Genomic DNA, 18,110 nt, shown 5'->3' with positions numbered 1-18,110 from the left:
GCCGCAAGACATCTATCATCAAGTATTCTCAATGAGGAGGCTTAGCATGGCATTCTGGTGGCAAAAGACCTTGTTTACGGCAGCGAATGTCGCTGGCCTGGCCAACGGTACTTACTCCTTACTCACGCGCCGTCCCCAACCACAAAAAAGTGGAACCTTGCGCCTCCATGGCCTGCATGAGCCTGTCGAAATTATCACTGACCGTTATGGCGTGCCCCATATCTATGCCCAAAACGAAGATGATCTCTACTTCTCACAAGGCTACATCCATGCACAGGAGCGGCTCTGGCAGATGGAGTTTAATCGCCGAATAGGAGCCGGCCGTCTCTGCGAAATCCTCGGACCTCTAGCTATTGAGGCCGACAGGTTTGGACGTCGCCTTGGTCTACATCGCGCTGCCACCGCTGAAGTAGCCCATCTTTCCCCCCATAACCAGCGCGTGCTCACCTCCTATGCCAGCGGCGTCAATATGTTCATTGAAAACAATCAGGGCAAGCTTGGGGTCGAGTTTATCTTCTTACGCTTTAAACCCGAACCCTGGAAAATAGCCGATAGCATTCAATGGGCCAAGATGATTGCCTGGAATCTCAGCGGCAACTGGGAGACTGAGATTATCAGGGCCCATCTCATCGCCAGCTTAGGCCCCGAGCGCGCCGCCCAATTGGAAGCCGGCTATGATCCAGATCACCCACTGATTATCCCTTCAGGCATAGCTTATCAGGGCATCAATCTGAGCTTGCTCGAACAATATCAGCAGTTGAAGGATCTGAGCGGGTTCAAGCTTATGGGTGGTAGCAATAACTGGGTTGTTGACGGTACCATGACCTCAACAGGCTACCCCATCCTCTGCAACGACCCACACCTTGGGCAGGCAGCTCCTTCTATCTGGTTCGAGTGTCATTTGCAGGCTGGTGATATCGACGTCGTTGGCGCCAGTTTTCCAGGCGCACCAGGCGTGGTTATCGGACACAACCAGGATATCGCCTGGGGCGTTACTAACGCGGTCTCCGATGTGCAGGACCTCTATATTGAAAAGTTCAATCCCGAGAACCCTCGCCAATATGAATTTGAGGGCCATTGGGAAGATGCTCAAATCATTCGCGAAGAGATCAAGGTCAAAGGACAGAGCGAGCCTATCATTGAGGAAGTAGTTATCACACGCCACGGACCTATCATCAATATGCCCGGCACATCACTCTCAGCTAAGCCTGAGAAGGGGACAGCCGAGCCACCGCTTGCCCTGCGCTGGACCGGCTTAGAGCAGTGCAACATTGTCACTTCTACGCAGAAGCTTAATCGGGCCACAAACTGGCATGAGTTCCTTGAAGCAATGCGCGACTGGGATGTGCCTCCGCAAAACTTTGTCTACGCCGATAGAGCAGGGAACATTGGCTATATCATGGCCGGGGCAATCCCTATTCGCGCTCGTGGGCAGGCCCTCGTTCCATCGCCCGGCTGGACAGGCGAATATGAATGGACCGGCTTGATCCCCTTTGAGGAACTGCCTCAGGCATTCAATCCAGAACAGCACTTTATCGCTACCGCCAACAACCGCGTGGTAGATGACAACTATCCCTATTACATCACGCACGAATGGCTCAACGGCTATCGCGCCCAACGCATCGCCCAGCTGATCCATGACATCCATGCCCAGAAAGGCGAACTAACTCCGCAGGACATGGCAACAATCCAGGCCGATCAGTATGCCCTACCCGCCCGCGAGATTGTGCCCTACCTGCTGCAGCTTGAGGCAAAAACTCCACTCGAACGCGCAGCTATAGAGATTATGCAGACCTGGGATTATGTCCTCTCGCCAGAGAGCATCGCGGCCGCCATCTATCTTACCTTCCTGCGTAAGCTAGAGCGTATCGTCTTCAGCGCCTGGCTAGGGGCTAACGAGGTCCTGCTGGACCGCTATCTGGGCGCCGGTACGACGATTTTAGCCCAGCAGAATGGCTACGCCAGTCGCAGCAGGCCGCTTCTCATTCGCCTGCTAAAGAAACATGACGATACATGGTTTGCGCGCTCGGCTATTCCCAATGGTCCTAAATCCTGGAGTGAAGCGCTCAGAGCAGCCTTTCAGGCCGCGTTAGGAGAGCTGAGCGATAAACTTGGTAACAATATTCTGCACTGGCAATACGGCCAGATTCATCGCATGACATATGGGCATCCGCTGGGCGCACTTAAAGCCCTGGCCGGCTACTTCAATCGCGGTCCCTTCGCCATCGGTGGGGATGCAGATACTGTCAACATGGGAGCAGTGATGCCCAATGCGCCAGACACAGTGATCGTCGTTCCATCCTATCGCCAGATCGTCAATCTAGCAGATCTTACCAATTCGCTCTCAGGGCACGCGCCGGGACAATCCGGGCATCCAGCCAGTAAGCATTACGATGATTTCATCAACATGTGGCTCAATGTCAGGCACCACCCAATGCTATTTGAAAAGGAAGCTATCGCGAAAAATGCCGAGGGAACCCTCAAGCTGCAGCCAGGCTAAAGTTCTGCGATTTATCCAAACACAGGCTCACGAAGAATCTCTAACTACTTTTAAAAAATTTTACACATTCGTGAGCTTTTCTTGACATTCTTCTAGTACACTCAATACCATGCACGGCAGAGTGAGTCACAGGCTCTACCACTGCATCCCAGATAAGGAAGGCTTGTTACCCTAGACAAGCCTTTTTTTTCTGCCCTCATTCATGCCTGACAAAAATCCTTTTCTATATAGCGCATAGCAGTAGCCAGTCTGCTTGCCGGCAAACGGGCTGTAAGAGCAAATAACACCTGACCTTCATCCCCCTCAATTTCCATCGGCGTGGTTATCTGCTATAGTAGCTTGCAATACTAGGCTGCACAATTTCCCTCGCCCTCCACTTGACAACCACATAGCAGAAAGCTATACTGTCTATAGCAAATAGTTATGAAGGGTAGGAGATGAATTTAGCTGAGAAAATTAAGCATCTACGCCAGGTTGAAGGCGAACTACGTGGCTTCAATCGCCCTATGACCCAGATGGAAGTAGTCAAGGCCATGCGCGAGGAATTACACGTAAGCATCAGCCAGGCCTATTTATCACAACTAGAGAGCGGTAAACGACTTCACCTCACGGCCTCTAGCCGCGATCTGTTGTCGCGTTTTTTTAAGGTTCATCCCGGTTACCTGGTCAGCGATCCGCCCGATTATAGCACCAATCTGTTAACCGATGTGGAGAACGATGCAGATCGCTTAAACACCTGGCTGATTGCCAGTGCCGAAGAATGGAATACAGAGCCGATACTGCATGATTTCTTGGAGAATCTTGCCAGCAGCGAAGAAGCGCTACGCTATATCGAAGCATTCTACAGGTTAATGGAGCTCCCTATAGAAGAGCTTGAAGCGATTATTAACGCCATCACACTGCAGGACGAAGAAGAGCTCAATGGCAACGAATTACTCACTGACATAGTTAATGATAGCGAAACATCTCCAACTAATTAATCTTTGATTTTTGTATATCCATTACGTCTATCTTAACAAGATAAAGCTAGTGCTCTGTCAATCTCTGATTGACAAGTGCGCCGCCTGTGACGGCAGGCCGGGGAGAGAGCTGGGGCGCAATTTGCTTGAGCGCGACGCGGCCCAGTCAAGGGGCAATTGCCACTGCATCCCCGCTTGCTTCACGCGTCACTTGAACTTTAACAGATCGCTAGATGCATCGGGTTGCTAATTGTAGAAGATGCGGCCACGTTACAACACCTTCTTCGAGGCATCAGGAAGGCAGGATAACATGATACAAAGTCAATTTGAGCCTTCTAGACAGCGGTACAGCCGGTTACGCCGCAGCTTTCTGCTAGAGCGTCACCCGGTACTGATACCAATCATACTTTTGAGTGGCGGAACCCTGCTAGGCATTGTCAGCCTATACACAGGCGACCTATTTCCTGTACCGATCCCCCTTGGTTTATCGCCGACGCTACTCTATCTATCAAGCGCTTTTGTGCTGGGAATTTCGGGCATTCTTGCCAGCATTATCAGCATTATTGAGTGTCTTGATCGATGCAGCATACGTATTGCGGCGCTTGCAAAGTTAAAGGAGCATACCTATGTCCATCGCAACTGATCCACTATCATTGCTGTTCATTGCCTGCTTCCTATTTGGTCTGATCTTTTTGATCGCCTCAGCCCTTCTAGGAAGCCTTGGCCACGGACATGCGCATGATGTTGGGCACAGTGCTTTACATCATGTGCATACAGGCGGTGATATGCCCACCCATCATTTCCCGTCCGTGGTAAGCAATGCACATACTGGACATGAAGTGGTTCACACAACAGGCGAACATCATGCAGATGGGCCGGGAAACAGCTTTTCTATTCTTGCTATTCTCAATCCAACCTCAATAGTCCTGTTTCTATTAGGGTTCGGCTTCTTTGGCTACGTTTTCCGCAACACTGTTGGCCTGGCCCTGCCCCTGGCTTTCCTGTTGGCGATCATCAGTGGAATCATTATCGCTGCCCTTCTCCTTATGCTCATCGATCGTGTCTTTGGCGACAGCGAAGGCTCTACAGTACAGGACATCTCGGACCGTACAGGGGTGCTGGGCAAGGTAAGTATGACCATCCAGGAAAATAATCTTGGCGAAATCATCTATGTCTCTCCTGGAGGAATGCGCAAAAGCATCCCGGCCCGCAGTCTGGATGGCCAACGTATCGAACGCGAGCAAGAAGTGGTTGTGGTGAACTACCAAGACGGCATTGCAGAGGTGGATACCTGGGAACACTTTATCAATCAGGATGCCGAGGAGATCGGAACAGCTAACATACCCGATGCCGAAGAGCTAGCATCTCTACGCGCATTGCTTGAAGAAACGGATAAGCCTGACAAAGAATATGTCATGAGAAAAGACTTGCAAAAGGAGTAGCACTTTATGGACCCTCTTCTCATTACAATAGGAGTTGGTGTCATTGCCCTGGTCGTTGTCGTCTTTATCCTGCTAAGAATTGTGGGCAGCCTTCTGCGTAAGGTTGGTCCAAACCAGGCCTTGATCGTCTATGGTGCCGGTGGTACACGCGTTATTACCGGTGGATCGCACTTTGTCATCCCTCTGTACCAACGAGCACAAGAATTCTCGCTGGAACTGATGTCCTTTGATGTTGCTCCACGCCAGGCCCTTTACACCACGCAGGGCGTAGCCGTCAATGTGGAGGCAGTTACCCAGATTAAAGTTCGCTCTGATGAAGAAAGCATTAAAACCGCAGCCGAACAATTTCTAAGCAAAACCCAGGATGAGCGCGAGAGCCTGATCCGCCTGGTTATGGAAGGCCACTTGCGCGGCATTGTAGGTCAGTTGACGGTAGAAGATCTGGTCAAGGACCCTGAGAGCGTCGGTGGCAAAATGCTGCGCACGGTTACCCCCGACATGCAGAAAATGGGCCTTGAGGTCATTTCCTTCACGATCAAGGATGTTCGCGACGAGAACGACTATATCACCAATATGGGCCGTCCGCAGATCGCCGAGATCCGCAAGCAAGCCGATATTGCCTCGGCCCTGGCGCAACGCGACACGCAGATTGAGCAAGCCAACGCGGCCCGTCAGGCTGCAGTCGCGCGGGCCGCAGCTGACCAGGAGCGCGTAAAAGCCGAGTCCGAATCGCTGGCCCTGCAGGCCCAATCCCAGAGAAACTTATCTCTGAAAAAAGCTGAATTCGAAGCCGAGGTCAAACGCCAGCAAGCATCGGCTGACAAAGCTTACGATATTCAATCCAACATCACGCAACAGCAAGTAATTGCCGAAGCGGTAAGGGTGACGGAGATCGAAAAGCAGGCCCAGATTAAAGTGCAGCAGGCCGAAATTCAGCGCCGTGAGTTAGAGCTGCAGGCAACCATTCAGAAAGCAGCCGAGGCCGAGCGCCGCCGTGTCGAGACGGTAGCCGAAGCTGAGCGCCAACGCCTCATCCTTGAAGCCCAGGGTCAGGCCGATGCCGCAAAAGCGCGCGGCCTTGGTGATGCCGAGGCAAACCGCGCCCGTGGTCTGGCTGAAGCCGAGGTTGTTAAGGCTCGCGGTCTGGCCGAAGCCGAAGTCATTCGCGCCAAGGGTGAAGCTGAAGCCGAAGCAATGAAAGTTAAGGCCGCAGCATTCCATGAATACAACCAGGCTGCCGTGCTTGATAAACTGCTTACTGGTATGCCCGAGATCGTCCGTGCTATTGCCGAGCCTTTGAGCAAGGTCGACAAAGTTACCATTGTCTCTACCGGCAATGGAGACGGCTCAAACGGCCTGGGAGCCAGCCGCCTCACCGGCGATATTGCCAATATGGTAGCTCAGGTTCCAGCTTTGTTTGAATTGCTCAGCGGAACACGCATTGGAGATCTGATGAACCGTGTTCCCGCCCTGGCCAATCAGGACGAGCAGAATAAGGCTAAGACCAATGGTACAGGCAAGACTATCGAGTCTACCCCAGCAGAGAAATAGTCTCCAGGGCAGGCACAGAGAAGCATGTTCTCCTCTGTGCCCACCTTTCCAGAAAGTGCCTGGAGGCTGCAGCCTTCCCCTGTTTCAGGTGAGCGCTGCAGCTCCCAGCTCCTTATTTCGAGTAAAAACTATTACATGATGGAGCATATTTTTAGGAGCATAGCTTATGAATCTGTTGGAACGTGTGCTCACCTTGCTACGCACCAATCTTAACTCGGTTGTTGAGCAGTCAGATGATCCAGAAAAAGTCTTGCGGCAACTACAGCTTGATATGCGCAACCAACTCGTGCAGGTCAAGACACAGGTTGCCACGGCTATTGCTGAAGGCCATAAGTTGCAAAAACGTAGTGAGGATAAAAAAGCAGAAGCCGAAAAATGGCAGGAAAAGGCGGAGCAGGCGGTCCAACAAGGAAATTATGATGCCGCACGAGCTGCACTTATGCACTACGTTGACCTCGATAAGCAATACCAGCGCTATCAGCAACAAAAAAAGGCCCAGGATCAGCTAGTAACCACCATGCGCAGTGCCCTGCGCCGGCTCGAAGCCAAAATTGCTGAAGTCGAGACCAACATTGATATTCTTGTCACGCAGAGGCGTAGCGCTCTTCTTCAACAAACTGTCTACGAGACGCTTAGTAAGGCAGGCGAGGGCAAAGATACTCCCCGAGCAGCAAGGGCGCGGGAGGCCATCTTAAAAGCCCAGGCACGGGCTCGTGCACAGGCAGAACTGCATAAGCAGAATCTCGATACACAGTTGGAAGAACTTTCTGAGGAACAGTTTGTTGAACGGCGACTCAATGAGATGAAGGCAAGATACCAACCTGAGCAGGAACCCCCTCTGCTACAAGAGGGCCATCCTCACATATCTCCCCTCATCCAGCCTCAGCCACGCCCTGGAGAACCTGCACGTAAGAAGGAAAAAGAGAATCCCGCTCAAAACGCACCTTCTGCACACCCAACGCGGACCCAGGATGCCCAATACTTGCGGAAGTTGCTCGACTTCTCTCCTGATGTTACCTCAAAGGATTGATTGGTTTAAGTGTTAAAGAAGATGGTAAAAAGGATAATAATCGCCAGGGCGATGAAGATGCCCACAATAAACGAAAAGCGGTTATTATTCTTTTCCTCTTCAGTTATCTCGCGTTTTACCGGCTTGTCGCTCATAAAACCTTTTACTCCACATGTAAAGCCACTAAGTTGCTCAGCAATCAGCGCAAGGCTGCACTTAGCGCGCCCTCTACGTTAGCCATAACTTCCAGGCTCTCGGCAGTATTTGCCTCGCGCGTAGTAATCAGCACCTGGAAAGCCTGGCTCCCATTGTCGATAAGGCGCATAAATATTCGCCGCTGCGCCATAGTGATGACAGTATCCTCATACTTGCCCTGCCCAAGTGCAGAGATATTCTTCAGGATAGCGCTAAACTGCAGGCACATCCCCGAGATATCCATATCGTCAACGGCAACCTGAGCCACAGGCTGCCCTTCAAGATTTACCACGGCGGCCGCGATAAATCCAGTAATCGAGTAACCCAGCGTCTGCAAGGCAGAAACAAGTGCACTGTAATTATAGCTCGTTTTGGGCATACGTGGTAGATTTGTGGCTGTGGCATCCGAGAGACTCGGGCTATATTCCTGCCCATGAGATAAAGAAGTAAGAGGTTCGCTGATTTGCCTGCCCGGCCTTACCGCCGGCGAGCTGCCCGTAGAATTTGGCCAGTTGAGCGGCTCCGAGGCCTGGCGCCCTGGTCCCACAACCCGCCGCATACTCGTATCTGTAGAAAGAGGCATCTGCTGACCTACATTTGGTCCGGGTCTCATAGCCTCCGCCTCCTGGAAGGAGCGGGGCGGCAACTGCCACTCAGGTGCGGCCTGCGCCGGAGGAGCTGCAGGTATATGCGCAGAGCTGGTAAGCCCCGAAGGCGAGACAGATGGTAGGCTCGATGAGGTAGGCTGATCAGTAAGCCAGGATGGCAAATCTAACTGTTGCTCGGCAGGGGATACCGGGAGGTTCGCGGAAGCGTTCTCTGCACCTTGAATATTTTGGGTAAGAGAGCCTATATCAAAAGAAAAGGCGGCAAAAGGATTTGTGTTGGCCGAAGAAGTATTCCCCTCACTCTTCCCTATAGCCGGCAACGTTCCCGTCTTTTCCCACCATTCCTTAACCGGCTCAGATGGGACAGATGCGCCCTGATCAGAAATAACAGGCATAGGCTGTGAAAACGCTTCTATGGAGTCGGCTGGCTGGCTGGTCGGTTCCGCAAACATAGCAAAAGGATTCTCGTCGCTTTCCTCCATGTCAAATAGTGAAGCCGTAGGCGCTGATTGCTGTTCCCCGCTCTGCTGCTCCATATTCGCTTTTGTGCGATACTGCAAAGCCTGAAGGATCAAGCGAGAGAGCGGCTGCGTCACATTCTTACCGGTTGAGCCGTGCCAGGGCTGATGAACTACCGTCCCATTTTTGTGCGCGGCTAAGGCAAAAAAAGCCTCTTCCCCGCGCAGAGTACCATACTCAGCCCAGACTAGTTCACCATTCTGAAAACGCAGCATACCTTGCTCCTCTAATCCGGTGCTCACCAGCAAGGCAATATTATTGCGTCCCATCGTAATAATCTGGATGACATCTAAGAGATCAAAGGAATCCAGGCTCGCCGAGAAACCAGGCTGTTGCAGAAGACGGCGCAGCTCTTCCTTAAGCATGCGAAAATCCAGAGGCTTCTCCAGATAACTTGATGCGCCACTTTCCAGCATTTGCATCCGCGTCGCCTCTGAACCAGGTTCCCCAATTATAATAATGCGTGTATGAGGATGAAACACACGCAGCCACTGAAGCATCTCCAGGCCATCAACCCCCGGCGTTCTCAGGTCGCATATTACCACATTATATTCTTCTGCCCAAAGAGCGCGCATAGCATCAGCCCCACTTGCCACCCCCTGCACAAAATAGCCATCTTTGCGGAGAGAGTTGACCATGCTTCGGTTGAGGCCTTCTTCACCCTCAACCAGGAAAATACGCGAAACATCAGACATCTTTACTTCCACCTGAAACAGTTCTGGCCTGCTCCAACCCTGTCAACTCAGAATCTCGTGCAATTTGTGTCCGAGAACAAGCTTGATAGGTCCCCTTTATCGCCATTTTTGCAATTACTTTGAAGAGTGTATCACGACACTCTAGAGATAGCAAGAGATTGCAAACAGGTACCATGCCACATCTGACCCCTTCCTCATTTGAAGTTTTCCCGGCCAACGTGCTATACTCGATCCAGTAACCCGATGCTTTGTCAGACTTCGTTTGACGAGGGCGCCGCCTGCGGGCGGCAGGGGAATGGGGAGGAATGGGGCCAATTCGCTAGATCGCGATGTAGCCTCCAAGCCCCAGTCAAGGGGCGGTCGCCCTTTGCATCCCCGCTGGTTTCACGCATCACGTCAACCTTGACGGAACACTAGAGAACTAAGGAGCGTTTTGGATGAAGCGGCACGATATTCAGCAAGATCCCTGGAAGCAGGCAGCAGGGGAGGCTGCGGCCCAGTTAGTAGAGAACGATATGGTCATTGGGCTTGGAACCGGCTCAACCGCTAATTTTCTCATTCAAGCCCTGGCCCGCCGCATTCAGGCTGGCTTGCATATCGTGGGGGCCATACCATCCTCGGAGACCAGCAAAACTCTTGCTAGCAATCTCGGCATCCCCATTACTACCCTTGATGAGCATCAAGAGATTGATCTCTGTATCGATGGCGCAGACGAGATCGATCCACAGCTACAACTCATTAAGGGCGGCGGCGGGGCTCTCTTACGCGAGAAAATTGTGGCCACAGCTTCGCGACGCTTTGTGGTCATTGCTGATGAAAGCAAGCTGGTTGAGCGCTTGGGGCTGCACTTCCCCGTTCCGGTTGAGGTTATCCCTTTCGCAGCCACGCCAGTACGCAGACAGCTGGAAGCCCTTGGGGCCTCTGTGCAACTTCGGCAGCATGAAGGTAAGGTTTTTATTTCGGAAAATCATAACCTCATCTTTGATTGTTCCTTCCCGCAGGGCATCAGCAATCCGGCTGAGCTAGATGCCCATATGCAGCAGATCGTGGGAGTTGTAGAGACGGGACTCTTCCTCCACATGGCGCAAAGCGCTATAGTTGCCGGTCCCACCGGGGTTAAGACTATCTCCCCACCCCGTGCTTAAAACTATGGCTTCACTTTACATTCTTCTCTTTGTTCACCTCATCCAATTAGAAACAGTGCTAGTTTTTCACGAGCTGCTTCCTTTAAGATAAAAGCAAGCGGCTCGTAAATTTCTTGACACTCCAAAATCAAATCAGTATACTATGAGCATCATCTTAACCTCTTGTGTACGAAGGGGGTGAGAATAGATCTTTTCCAATGTAGTGCGTCTTTTTGAAAAAGTGTACCTCACACTTTTCGCCAAGCATCCCTAATCGTTATTACGCCCGACTTATCTTGATACACGTCATTCCCTCATACTAAAAAAGGAGTATCAAACTTGAGCAAAGCAACCGTAGGCTCCTCTACTAGTCCCTGGACCATTACCACAGAGCGGATTGTCATTGCAGGTGTACTCGCGGCTATTACGATCATTCTGGGAGTTGTCCCAGGTCTCGGATTTATTCCCATCCCGACAATGGCAGGGAACGCCACCACAGAACACATTCCTACCATTCTTGGCGGTGTTGTGGCCGGGCCGGTTGTCGGCATCTTTTCCGGTCTTGTCTTCGGCATACTCAGTTTCTTGCGCGCAACCACGCCTTTATTTAAAGACCCGATCGTTGCCATCGTTCCACGCTTATTTATTGGTCTGGTGTCCTGGGCTGTTTTCGCTGGTCTCAAGGGCCTCAATCGCGATGTAGCAGCAGTCGTCGCCGGCTTCTTAGGATCAGCTACCAACACAGTTCTCGTCCTGGGTCTGGCCGTTGCACGTGGCTATCTGCCACCTGTAGCAGTGCTTCCCATTATCCCGCAGGCGGTTGTGGAATCTGTGATTGCCGCAATCCTGACAGTTATTCTGGCTCGAATCTTCTACATTCTTGAATCACGCCTGGTACGTGCTCCTGACACAAAGCCACGCGAAGAACTGCCTTATTAGCTATGATAGAAGTCAACAACGTTACATTCAACTACAGTTTGCAAGGGGAGCAAGATGCTCCCCCTGCCCTGCGCGATGTCACGCTTCGCATCGAAGCTGGTCAGACAGTAGCCATCATCGGCCATAACGGATCAGGCAAAAGCACTCTGACCAAGCTCCTCGCCGCTATTTTGCACCCACAAAGCGGCTCCGTACAGATCGACGGCCTCAGCACAGATTCCAAAGGCGAGGACCTGTGGACTATACGCCAGCGCGTCGGCATCGTCTTCCAGAATCCTGATGATCAGCTCGTCGCCAACACGGTTATCGATGATATCGCTTTCGGCCCTGAAAACCTCGGCCTGCCACGCGCCGAGATCGAAGAACGCATCACTGAAGCGATGTCACTGCTTGGCATAGAACAGTATGCACAGATGGCGGTGAGCGAGCTATCTGTAGGGCAAAAACAACGAGTTGCTATCGCTGGCGTCCTGGCCATGCGCCCACGTTATTTGCTCCTGGACGAACCAACGACAATGATCTCGGGTCATACAGCGCGCAACCTCTTACAGACCGCCCATCGGCTCACACGCGAGAACGGCATTACGGTCATCCACATAACTCACTTCATGCATGAGATTACCGATTTCGATCGTGTCATCGTCATGCACCAGGGTCAGATATTGATGGATGGCACGCCGGCAACAGTCTTCGCCCATGCCGATGAACTGCATGAGGTTGGCTTAGATGTACCCATGGTCACGCGGCTGGGGCAACGCCTATACAGCAGGGGCTGGACAAGTCTTCCCAGGGTCGTACTCTCTACTGAACAATTAAAGGCGGGCCTATGCTCTTCGAACTAAGGAATCTATCTCACACCTACCTGCGCGGCACGCCCTTTGCAGCTGAGGCTTTGCGGGGGCTTTCGCTTTCCATTGCCGCGGGCCAAACCACCGCGCTGGTAGGTCCAACAAAGGCCGGTAAATCCACGATTGTGGATGTTCTGGCCGGGCTCATCAAGCCATCTCCTGGAACCTTCTTCTTTGAAGGGGCTGATGTGGGTAGCTCTTCTTTTGATGTCGAGCGGATACGCACAGCTGTAGGCATTGTATTTCAGTCTCCCGAAGCTCAGATTTTTGAGGAGACAGTCGGTAAGGATGTCTCCTTTGGTCCGCGGCGCCGGAATGTGCCCCTGGCGGAATCGCGCCGCCTTGTGCAAGAATCCTTGGAAGCTGTCGGGCTACCCTACGAAGATTTTCGCAGTCGCTATACATATGCGCTCAGCGGCGGCCAGAAAAGGCGCGTGGCCATTGCCGGCGTGCTAGCCTTACAGCCGCAGGTGATAGTTTTCGACGAGCCAACCGCAGGCCTGGACCCGCGCGGGCGCCGCGAGCTCCTGGATTTAATCGTCACGCTTAAGCAACGGCATAATCTCACGATTATCTATATCTCTAGCAGCCTTGACGAAGTGGTTCACCTGGCCGATGTTATTCATGTGCTTGATCGCGGAAACCTGGCCTTTAGCGGTACGCCCAGCGAGATTCTCACCTATGCTCATGAGCTCACCGCCCTCGATATCGCCATGCCCGAGGCTGCCAGCATCGCGCTCTCCCTACGAGAGATTATGCCAGCCATGCGCACCAATGTTTTAACCCTCGACGAGCTGGAGGCCGAGATTAGTAAACAGACTATCATTGCTCCCATCTTCAAGAACAGGGGGATAAAAGCGCCATGATTGAACTGTCCCGCAACATTACCTTTGGCCAATACATCAATAATGGCTCCCCTCTATCCCGCATGGACCCTCGCACAAAGCTTATCTGTGCGGTCCTGCTCATCGCTTTGACATCAATCGCGAGCAGCTTTGTCTCTTTCGCCATTTTCTTGCTCTTCTGTGTCGTAATCCAACGCCAATCTCGCATCTCAACATCGTATGTACTGGGTAGCTTTAAGCCTTTTTTGTGGTTCCTGGTAGTTATCTATATCATCGAGATAGCTTTCTATTACGCGCCGGATCAGCATCAGACAGTCTATTGGCACTGGTTATTTATAAGTATCTCTAAAGAGGGCATTATTACCAGTACGCTGGTGATGATCCGTGTGCTTTTTCTCTACTACCTGGTCTCTATGTTGATGTTCACTACCTCTATGGTAGACCTCACTGATGGCATGGATGCGCTTCTCGCGCCTTTGCAGAAGTTGCGTATTCCGGTTGGAGCCTTCACTATGGTACTGGTCATTGCCTTTAAGTTTGTTCCTATTTTTGTTACAGAGGTGGAACGCTTGATTAAGGCCCAGTCGGCCCGTGGAGTTCGTTTTGACCAGGGTAACGTTTTCCAGCGAGCCAGAAAACTTGCTCCCCTCTTTGTGCCGCTCTTTGTCAGTGGCTTCCAACGAGCCAACGTTCTTAGCACAGCTATGGAGGCCCGCTGCTATGGCCGCCCCGGCCAGAAGCGCACCAAACGCCGTGCATTGCGCATCCAGCGCTATGATGCATTTGTGCTTATCACGACCATCATCGCCTGTGCTATAGTCTTTGCAGTGTCTTTTATTTCACCGTTCTAGGCTAGATAAGGATTCGCCCACAATGGTAAAGCCTCTCCAGCCTCAGCAAGCGCAAGCTATCATAAGCGCTGCTGAGGCCTTGACGGATGAAGCAGTCACCTTCCTACAAGGTCTCATTCGTATTCCAACGGTAAATCCGCCAGGACATGCCTATCCCGAATGCGCACATTATATTGGTGAACATTTGCGCACCACTGGCTACGAGGTAGAATATCTAGAACTTACGCCAGCCGAAGTTGAGGAGCTAGCGCCCTACGGGGGAAATATGCCTCGCACTAACGTCATAGGGCGTTTAGCAGATCCGCGGCCAGGGCCAGTGCTGCATTTCAATGGGCATATGGATGTTGTTCCCGTTGGCCCCGGCTGGTCGACAGATCCCTTTAGCGGCGAGCTGCGCGACGGACGTGTCTTTGGGCGCGGCGCTTCGGATATGAAAGGTGGCATCGCGGCCCAAATCTTTGCAGTTGAGGCCATCAGGCGGGCCGGACTGACCTTACAGGGCACCATTGAACAGAGTGGTGTTGTTGATGAGGAAAGCACGGGTAATCGCAATGCCGGCATGGGCTTCCTGGTTGAGCGAGGCTATATCGCGGCCGGGAAAACCGACTACGTTGTCATCACCGAGCCACTCAATGTTGATAATGTTTGCCTCGGCCACCGCGGAGCTATCTGGGGCGAGATCACGACGTTTGGCTTGCCCTCACATGGGAGCACGCCTGAGCGCGGCGTGAATGCCGTCGAACATATGGCACATTTCATCGATGCAGCTACGCGCACGCTCAAACCGCGCCTGCAACAACGCCTCAATAGCCATCCGGTCGTGCCGGCCAGCGCCAGTGCTGCCAGCATCTCGTTTAACATCATCCAGGGCGGCACCAATACGAATAGCGTGCCCGATAGCTGCAGCGCTGTCTTTGACCGCCGGCTGGTGGTCGGCGAGGATCTTGAGACGGCGCGCCAGGAAATCACAAGTATTCTTGAGCAGTGCGCCAGAGATATACCAGGCTTCCGTTATAACTACAGCGAGCGCTATGCCACTGTCCCTACCTGGGTAAGTGCTGAGACGCCTTTAGTCGCGGCCTTTACAGAAGCCGTCGAGGAGGTACTGGGGCGCACGCCTGGCTATGTCTGCAGTCCGGGAACCGACGATCAGCGCTTTGTTGTCCACAACGCCGGCATTGAACAGTGCATCGTTTATGGTCCCGGCGAGATCATCCAAACTCATAACATTGATGAATCGCTGGCTGTGGCTGATCTTGTAGCATCGATTAAAGTTATGGCCCTGGCTGCGGCAAGTCTGCTAGGAGTAGAGTAAATTCGGGAAGACTATTATGCAAACAAATACTCCGCAAAGCAATTCAGGCGCATTTCCGCTTGGTAACAATCATCGCCTGTTTATCGCGGGCGAGTGGGTCGACGCCGATGATCACGTTGAGATTCGCTTTCCTTACGAGCGCAAGGTGCTGGTCGGACGTGTGGCCTGGGCAAATAAGGCGCATGTCGAGACGGCGCTCACAGCGGCGAAAGAGGGCGCTAAAGAGATGGCGGCCTGGCCTCTCCACCGGCGCGCAGCATTACTGCAGCGGATCGCGGATCTGATCGCCGCCAATAAAGAGCGCTTCGCCTGGCTTATCGTTCATGAGGTAGGCAAGCCAATTAAAGATGCTTATCTGGAGATCGATAGGGCAATAGCTGCCGTGCGTCTCTCGGCCGAAGAGGCCACACGCATTCATGGCGAGGTTATTCCTATGGATGCAGTTCCCAGCGGTGAAGGGCGCATTGCCTATACAGTGCGCCGTCCTCTCGGCATTATTGCTGGCATTACTGGCTTCAATTTTCCCTTGCTGCTCGATTGCCATAAGATCGCCCCTGCTCTGGCAGCGGGCAACGCCATCGTGCTTAAACCAGCGCCCGACACGCCGATTACAGCCTTGGAGCTGGCGGCTTTGTGCGCCCAGGCAGGCACGCCACGGGGCGCGCTTAGCGTGCTTCCAGGCGGGGATGAGATCGGAGAAGCGCTGGTACGCGATGAGCGTGTAGCGATGATCACGTTTACCGGTAGCTCAGCCGTTGGCCAGCATATCCGCGCTGTGGCCGGCTATAAGCGGGTAGCGCTTGAACTTGGCAACAACTCGCCGTTGATCATTGAGCCTGATGCGAATCTAGAGCGGGCTATTGCGCGCGTCCTGGCGGGCGGATATTATGCGGTCGGACAGGCCTGTATCGCCGTCCAGCGCATTTATGCCCACCGTAGCATCTACAAGGAATTTGCCCGCCGACTGGCCGAACAAGTGGGAAAGATGCGTACAGGAGATCCTCGCTTGAGCAGTACCGATAGCTCTACCCTGGTCAGCGAACAGGCTACGCAGCGTGTGCTGCGCGTCATACAAGATGCCCAGGAGCAGGGCGCCCAATTGCTCGTCGGTGGAAAGCTACAGCCCGATGGCTGCATTACGCCGGCAGTTTTACTAGGTGTCACGCCCAATATGCAGGTCTGCCAACAAGAGCTCTTTGGCCCTGCTGTGGCTATCGCGCCTTACGATACGCTGGATGAGGCTATTGAGCAGGCTAACAGCACACCGTATGGATTGCAGGCAGGTATCTTTACAAATAACTTGCAGGCGGCATTTTATGCCGCTGAACGCCTCGAATTTGGCGGCGTACATATCAATGAAGTCTCTAGCTATCGCGCTGATCATATGCCCTACGGTGGAGTAAAAGCCAGCGGCATGGGCCGTGAGGGACCACGCTACGCGATCGAAGAAATGACCGAGACAAAAATCATCATCATTACCCCGTAGGAGACTTAGCTTATGTCAACCATTATGGTTACCGGCGGTTCCGGTTTTCTAGGTACATATGTTACACAGCGCCTGGCCGAGCGTGGCGACCGGGTTATTGTGTTCGATGCTGCTCAGCCCGCGCCTATTCTTGCAGCTCTCCTAACGCCATATGAGAAGCAAATCGTGTATGTGCGTGGCCAGATTCTGGATATGGCAGCGGTTATGCGCTGCGTCAAGCAATATAATGTCGAGCGCATCTTTCATGGGGCCGCCCTTTACGACCCTCCTTATTCGCTGCAAGATCCCGCAATCACCTTTGAGGTCAATGTCAATGGCACGCTCAACGTGCTAGAAGCGGCGAGACTCTTCGAGGTTCAGCGCGTCGTGCAGAGCAGCAGTATTGCAGTCTATGCGCCGCGCCAGTACGAGCCAATCAATGAGCAGCATCCGATTCAACTCCCCACAGCCGGGAATCCGCTTGGTCCCTACGGCGCATCGAAAGCTGCGGCCGAGATCGTAGGCCTAACTTACTACAGCACCAACGGTGTCGATTTTATCGCCTTGCGCAATTCGGCCATCTATGGCTATGGGATGCGCTATCCAATGTATATTAAGCCAATGATCGAGAATAGCGTACGCGGCCTGCCTACACGCTTTGAGACCGGTGGCGATATGCAGCGCGATTATACGCACGTGAAGGATGTTGCCCAGGCGGTGGTAAAAGCGCTTGACGCTCCCAGCGGCGATCTCACCCAGCGGGCCTTTAATGTTGGCTCAGGCGCAATGCATAGCGCTTCTGAGGTTGCAGAGGCCGTGCGCAAGGTGCTCCCAAGGGCTGATATCGAGATAGGGGCGGGTCTCAGTGAGCTCGAAAAGAGCGATATGCGCGCACGCGGGCGCCTGGACCTGAGTGCCATCCGTCAGCAGCTCAAATATGAGCCGGAATTCCCGCTTGAGGCCGGTATACGCGATTATGTCGCGATGCTAGAGCAGGCTGGCAAGTAATCTCAAATCCGCGAGAGGGTTGAAAGGCATGGTCGCTTCAGGCGCGCTACAAGTGAGCGGATGATCTCCATGCATACCTGCCCGCTCTCTCGACTGACTTGAAAGATGTTGAAGCTCATATATTACGTTAAAGCAGGCGAGTATCTTCGTCTGCTTTAACGATGAATTTTATTTTCTCTGCTCCAATTTACGGGAGAATGAAAATAGTAGCTTAAGATAGCCCTTTCAGGCTATTCA

General features: G+C 52.8%; 16 protein-coding genes. 14 read left to right on the top strand and 2 right to left on the bottom strand.

The genetic code is table 11. The features are described from left to right. Positions 1–46: 46 nt before the first annotated feature. The 6 genes from EPA93_RS40065 to EPA93_RS40040 all read left to right on the top strand — a co-directional run bounded on the left by EPA93_RS40065 (position 47) and on the right by EPA93_RS40040 (position 7,482). Positions 47–2,500, top strand: a complete 2,454-nt coding sequence (locus EPA93_RS40065; protein ID WP_165423715.1) for a penicillin acylase family protein — start codon at positions 47–49, stop codon at positions 2,498–2,500. 437 nt (positions 2,501–2,937) lie between these two features. Beyond that, a complete protein-coding gene (locus tag EPA93_RS40060; RefSeq protein WP_129892902.1) occupies positions 2,938–3,480 on the top strand; it encodes a helix-turn-helix domain-containing protein in 543 nt (180 codons plus the stop codon). Positions 3,481–3,769: 289 nt separating this feature from the next. Further along, positions 3,770–4,102, top strand: a complete 333-nt coding sequence (locus EPA93_RS40055) for a hypothetical protein (RefSeq protein WP_129892901.1) — start codon at positions 3,770–3,772, stop codon at positions 4,100–4,102. After that, positions 4,086–4,901 carry a hypothetical protein gene (locus EPA93_RS40050; protein ID WP_129892900.1) on the top strand — a complete coding sequence of 272 codons (816 nt, stop codon included), beginning with the start codon at positions 4,086–4,088 and terminating at the stop codon, positions 4,899–4,901. Before EPA93_RS40055 ends, EPA93_RS40050 begins: the two co-directional genes overlap by 17 nt. A 6-nt stretch (positions 4,902–4,907) precedes the next feature. Then, the gene (locus tag EPA93_RS40045) at positions 4,908–6,452 is read left to right on the top strand and encodes an SPFH domain-containing protein (protein ID WP_129892899.1); all 1,545 of its coding nucleotides are present in this window, start codon (positions 4,908–4,910) and stop codon (positions 6,450–6,452) included. Positions 6,453–6,618: 166 nt separating this feature from the next. After that, positions 6,619–7,482 carry a PspA/IM30 family protein gene (locus EPA93_RS40040; RefSeq protein ID WP_129892898.1) on the top strand — a complete coding sequence of 288 codons (864 nt, stop codon included), beginning with the start codon at positions 6,619–6,621 and terminating at the stop codon, positions 7,480–7,482. A 5-nt stretch (positions 7,483–7,487) separates the two neighbouring features. Here the strand turns inward: EPA93_RS40040 and EPA93_RS50620 are convergent, their stop codons facing one another. Further along, on the bottom strand, positions 7,488–7,616 hold the full coding sequence (locus tag EPA93_RS50620) for a hypothetical protein (protein ID WP_277988696.1): 129 nt from the start codon (positions 7,614–7,616) through the stop codon (positions 7,488–7,490). Positions 7,617–7,660: 44 nt separating this feature from the next. After that, entirely contained in the window at positions 7,661–9,478 is a 1,818-nt protein-coding gene (locus EPA93_RS40035; RefSeq protein WP_129892897.1) for a response regulator, read from the bottom strand. A 437-nt stretch (positions 9,479–9,915) separates the two neighbouring features. Here EPA93_RS40035 and rpiA point away from each other — a divergent pair, with 437 nt between their 5' ends. The 8 genes from rpiA to EPA93_RS39995 all read left to right on the top strand — a co-directional run bounded on the left by rpiA (position 9,916) and on the right by EPA93_RS39995 (position 17,873). After that, positions 9,916–10,623, top strand: a complete 708-nt coding sequence (gene rpiA / locus EPA93_RS40030; RefSeq protein WP_129892896.1) for a ribose-5-phosphate isomerase RpiA — start codon at positions 9,916–9,918, stop codon at positions 10,621–10,623. 318 nt (positions 10,624–10,941) lie between these two features. Beyond that, positions 10,942–11,541: an ECF transporter S component gene (locus tag EPA93_RS40025; protein WP_207229329.1), complete on the top strand. Its 600-nt coding sequence runs from the start codon at positions 10,942–10,944 to the stop codon at positions 11,539–11,541. Positions 11,542–11,543: 2 nt separating this feature from the next. Further along, complete coding sequence (locus tag EPA93_RS40020) at positions 11,544–12,383, top strand: energy-coupling factor transporter ATPase (protein ID WP_129892895.1); 840 nt, start codon at positions 11,544–11,546, stop codon at positions 12,381–12,383. Then, positions 12,368–13,255: an ATP-binding cassette domain-containing protein gene (locus tag EPA93_RS40015; protein WP_129892894.1), complete on the top strand. Its 888-nt coding sequence runs from the start codon at positions 12,368–12,370 to the stop codon at positions 13,253–13,255. Before EPA93_RS40020 ends, EPA93_RS40015 begins: the two co-directional genes overlap by 16 nt. Then, positions 13,252–14,085, top strand: coding sequence for an energy-coupling factor transporter transmembrane component T family protein (locus tag EPA93_RS40010; RefSeq protein ID WP_129892893.1), 834 nt, complete (start codon positions 13,252–13,254; stop codon positions 14,083–14,085). The genes EPA93_RS40015 and EPA93_RS40010 overlap by 4 nt, the downstream gene beginning before the upstream one ends. Positions 14,086–14,107: 22 nt before the next feature. Then, positions 14,108–15,400, top strand: coding sequence for an ArgE/DapE family deacylase (locus EPA93_RS40005; RefSeq protein ID WP_129892892.1), 1,293 nt, complete (start codon positions 14,108–14,110; stop codon positions 15,398–15,400). A 16-nt stretch (positions 15,401–15,416) separates the two neighbouring features. Further along, the gene (locus tag EPA93_RS40000) at positions 15,417–16,886 is read left to right on the top strand and encodes an aldehyde dehydrogenase family protein (protein WP_129892891.1); all 1,470 of its coding nucleotides are present in this window, start codon (positions 15,417–15,419) and stop codon (positions 16,884–16,886) included. A gap of 12 nt (positions 16,887–16,898) precedes the next feature. Next, positions 16,899–17,873 carry an NAD-dependent epimerase/dehydratase family protein gene (locus tag EPA93_RS39995; protein WP_129892890.1) on the top strand — a complete coding sequence of 325 codons (975 nt, stop codon included), beginning with the start codon at positions 16,899–16,901 and terminating at the stop codon, positions 17,871–17,873. Positions 17,874–18,110 lie beyond the last annotated feature (237 nt).

The organism is Ktedonosporobacter rubrisoli (genome assembly GCF_004208415.1).
Taxonomy (GTDB): Bacteria; Chloroflexota; Ktedonobacteria; order Ktedonobacterales; family Ktedonobacteraceae; genus Ktedonosporobacter; species Ktedonosporobacter rubrisoli.
Note: the sequence above shows the minus strand (reverse complement) of the source record. Positions and strands in the feature narration are given on the sequence as shown.

Coding starts and splice junctions, on each gene's coding strand:
- EPA93_RS40065 (WP_165423715.1), top strand. CDS start 47: ATGGCATTCTGGTGGCAAAAGACCTTGTTTACGGCAGCGAATGTCGCT.
- EPA93_RS40060 (WP_129892902.1), top strand. CDS start 2,938: ATGAATTTAGCTGAGAAAATTAAGCATCTACGCCAGGTTGAAGGCGAA.
- EPA93_RS40055 (WP_129892901.1), top strand. CDS start 3,770: ATGATACAAAGTCAATTTGAGCCTTCTAGACAGCGGTACAGCCGGTTA.
- EPA93_RS40050 (WP_129892900.1), top strand. CDS start 4,086: ATGTCCATCGCAACTGATCCACTATCATTGCTGTTCATTGCCTGCTTC.
- EPA93_RS40045 (WP_129892899.1), top strand. CDS start 4,908: ATGGACCCTCTTCTCATTACAATAGGAGTTGGTGTCATTGCCCTGGTC.
- EPA93_RS40040 (WP_129892898.1), top strand. CDS start 6,619: ATGAATCTGTTGGAACGTGTGCTCACCTTGCTACGCACCAATCTTAAC.
- EPA93_RS50620 (WP_277988696.1), bottom strand. CDS start 7,616: ATGAGCGACAAGCCGGTAAAACGCGAGATAACTGAAGAGGAAAAGAAT.
- EPA93_RS40035 (WP_129892897.1), bottom strand. CDS start 9,478: ATGTCTGATGTTTCGCGTATTTTCCTGGTTGAGGGTGAAGAAGGCCTC.
- rpiA (WP_129892896.1), top strand. CDS start 9,916: ATGAAGCGGCACGATATTCAGCAAGATCCCTGGAAGCAGGCAGCAGGG.
- EPA93_RS40020 (WP_129892895.1), top strand. CDS start 11,544: ATGATAGAAGTCAACAACGTTACATTCAACTACAGTTTGCAAGGGGAG.
- EPA93_RS40015 (WP_129892894.1), top strand. CDS start 12,368: ATGCTCTTCGAACTAAGGAATCTATCTCACACCTACCTGCGCGGCACG.
- EPA93_RS40010 (WP_129892893.1), top strand. CDS start 13,252: ATGATTGAACTGTCCCGCAACATTACCTTTGGCCAATACATCAATAAT.
- EPA93_RS40005 (WP_129892892.1), top strand. CDS start 14,108: ATGGTAAAGCCTCTCCAGCCTCAGCAAGCGCAAGCTATCATAAGCGCT.
- EPA93_RS40000 (WP_129892891.1), top strand. CDS start 15,417: ATGCAAACAAATACTCCGCAAAGCAATTCAGGCGCATTTCCGCTTGGT.
- EPA93_RS39995 (WP_129892890.1), top strand. CDS start 16,899: ATGTCAACCATTATGGTTACCGGCGGTTCCGGTTTTCTAGGTACATAT.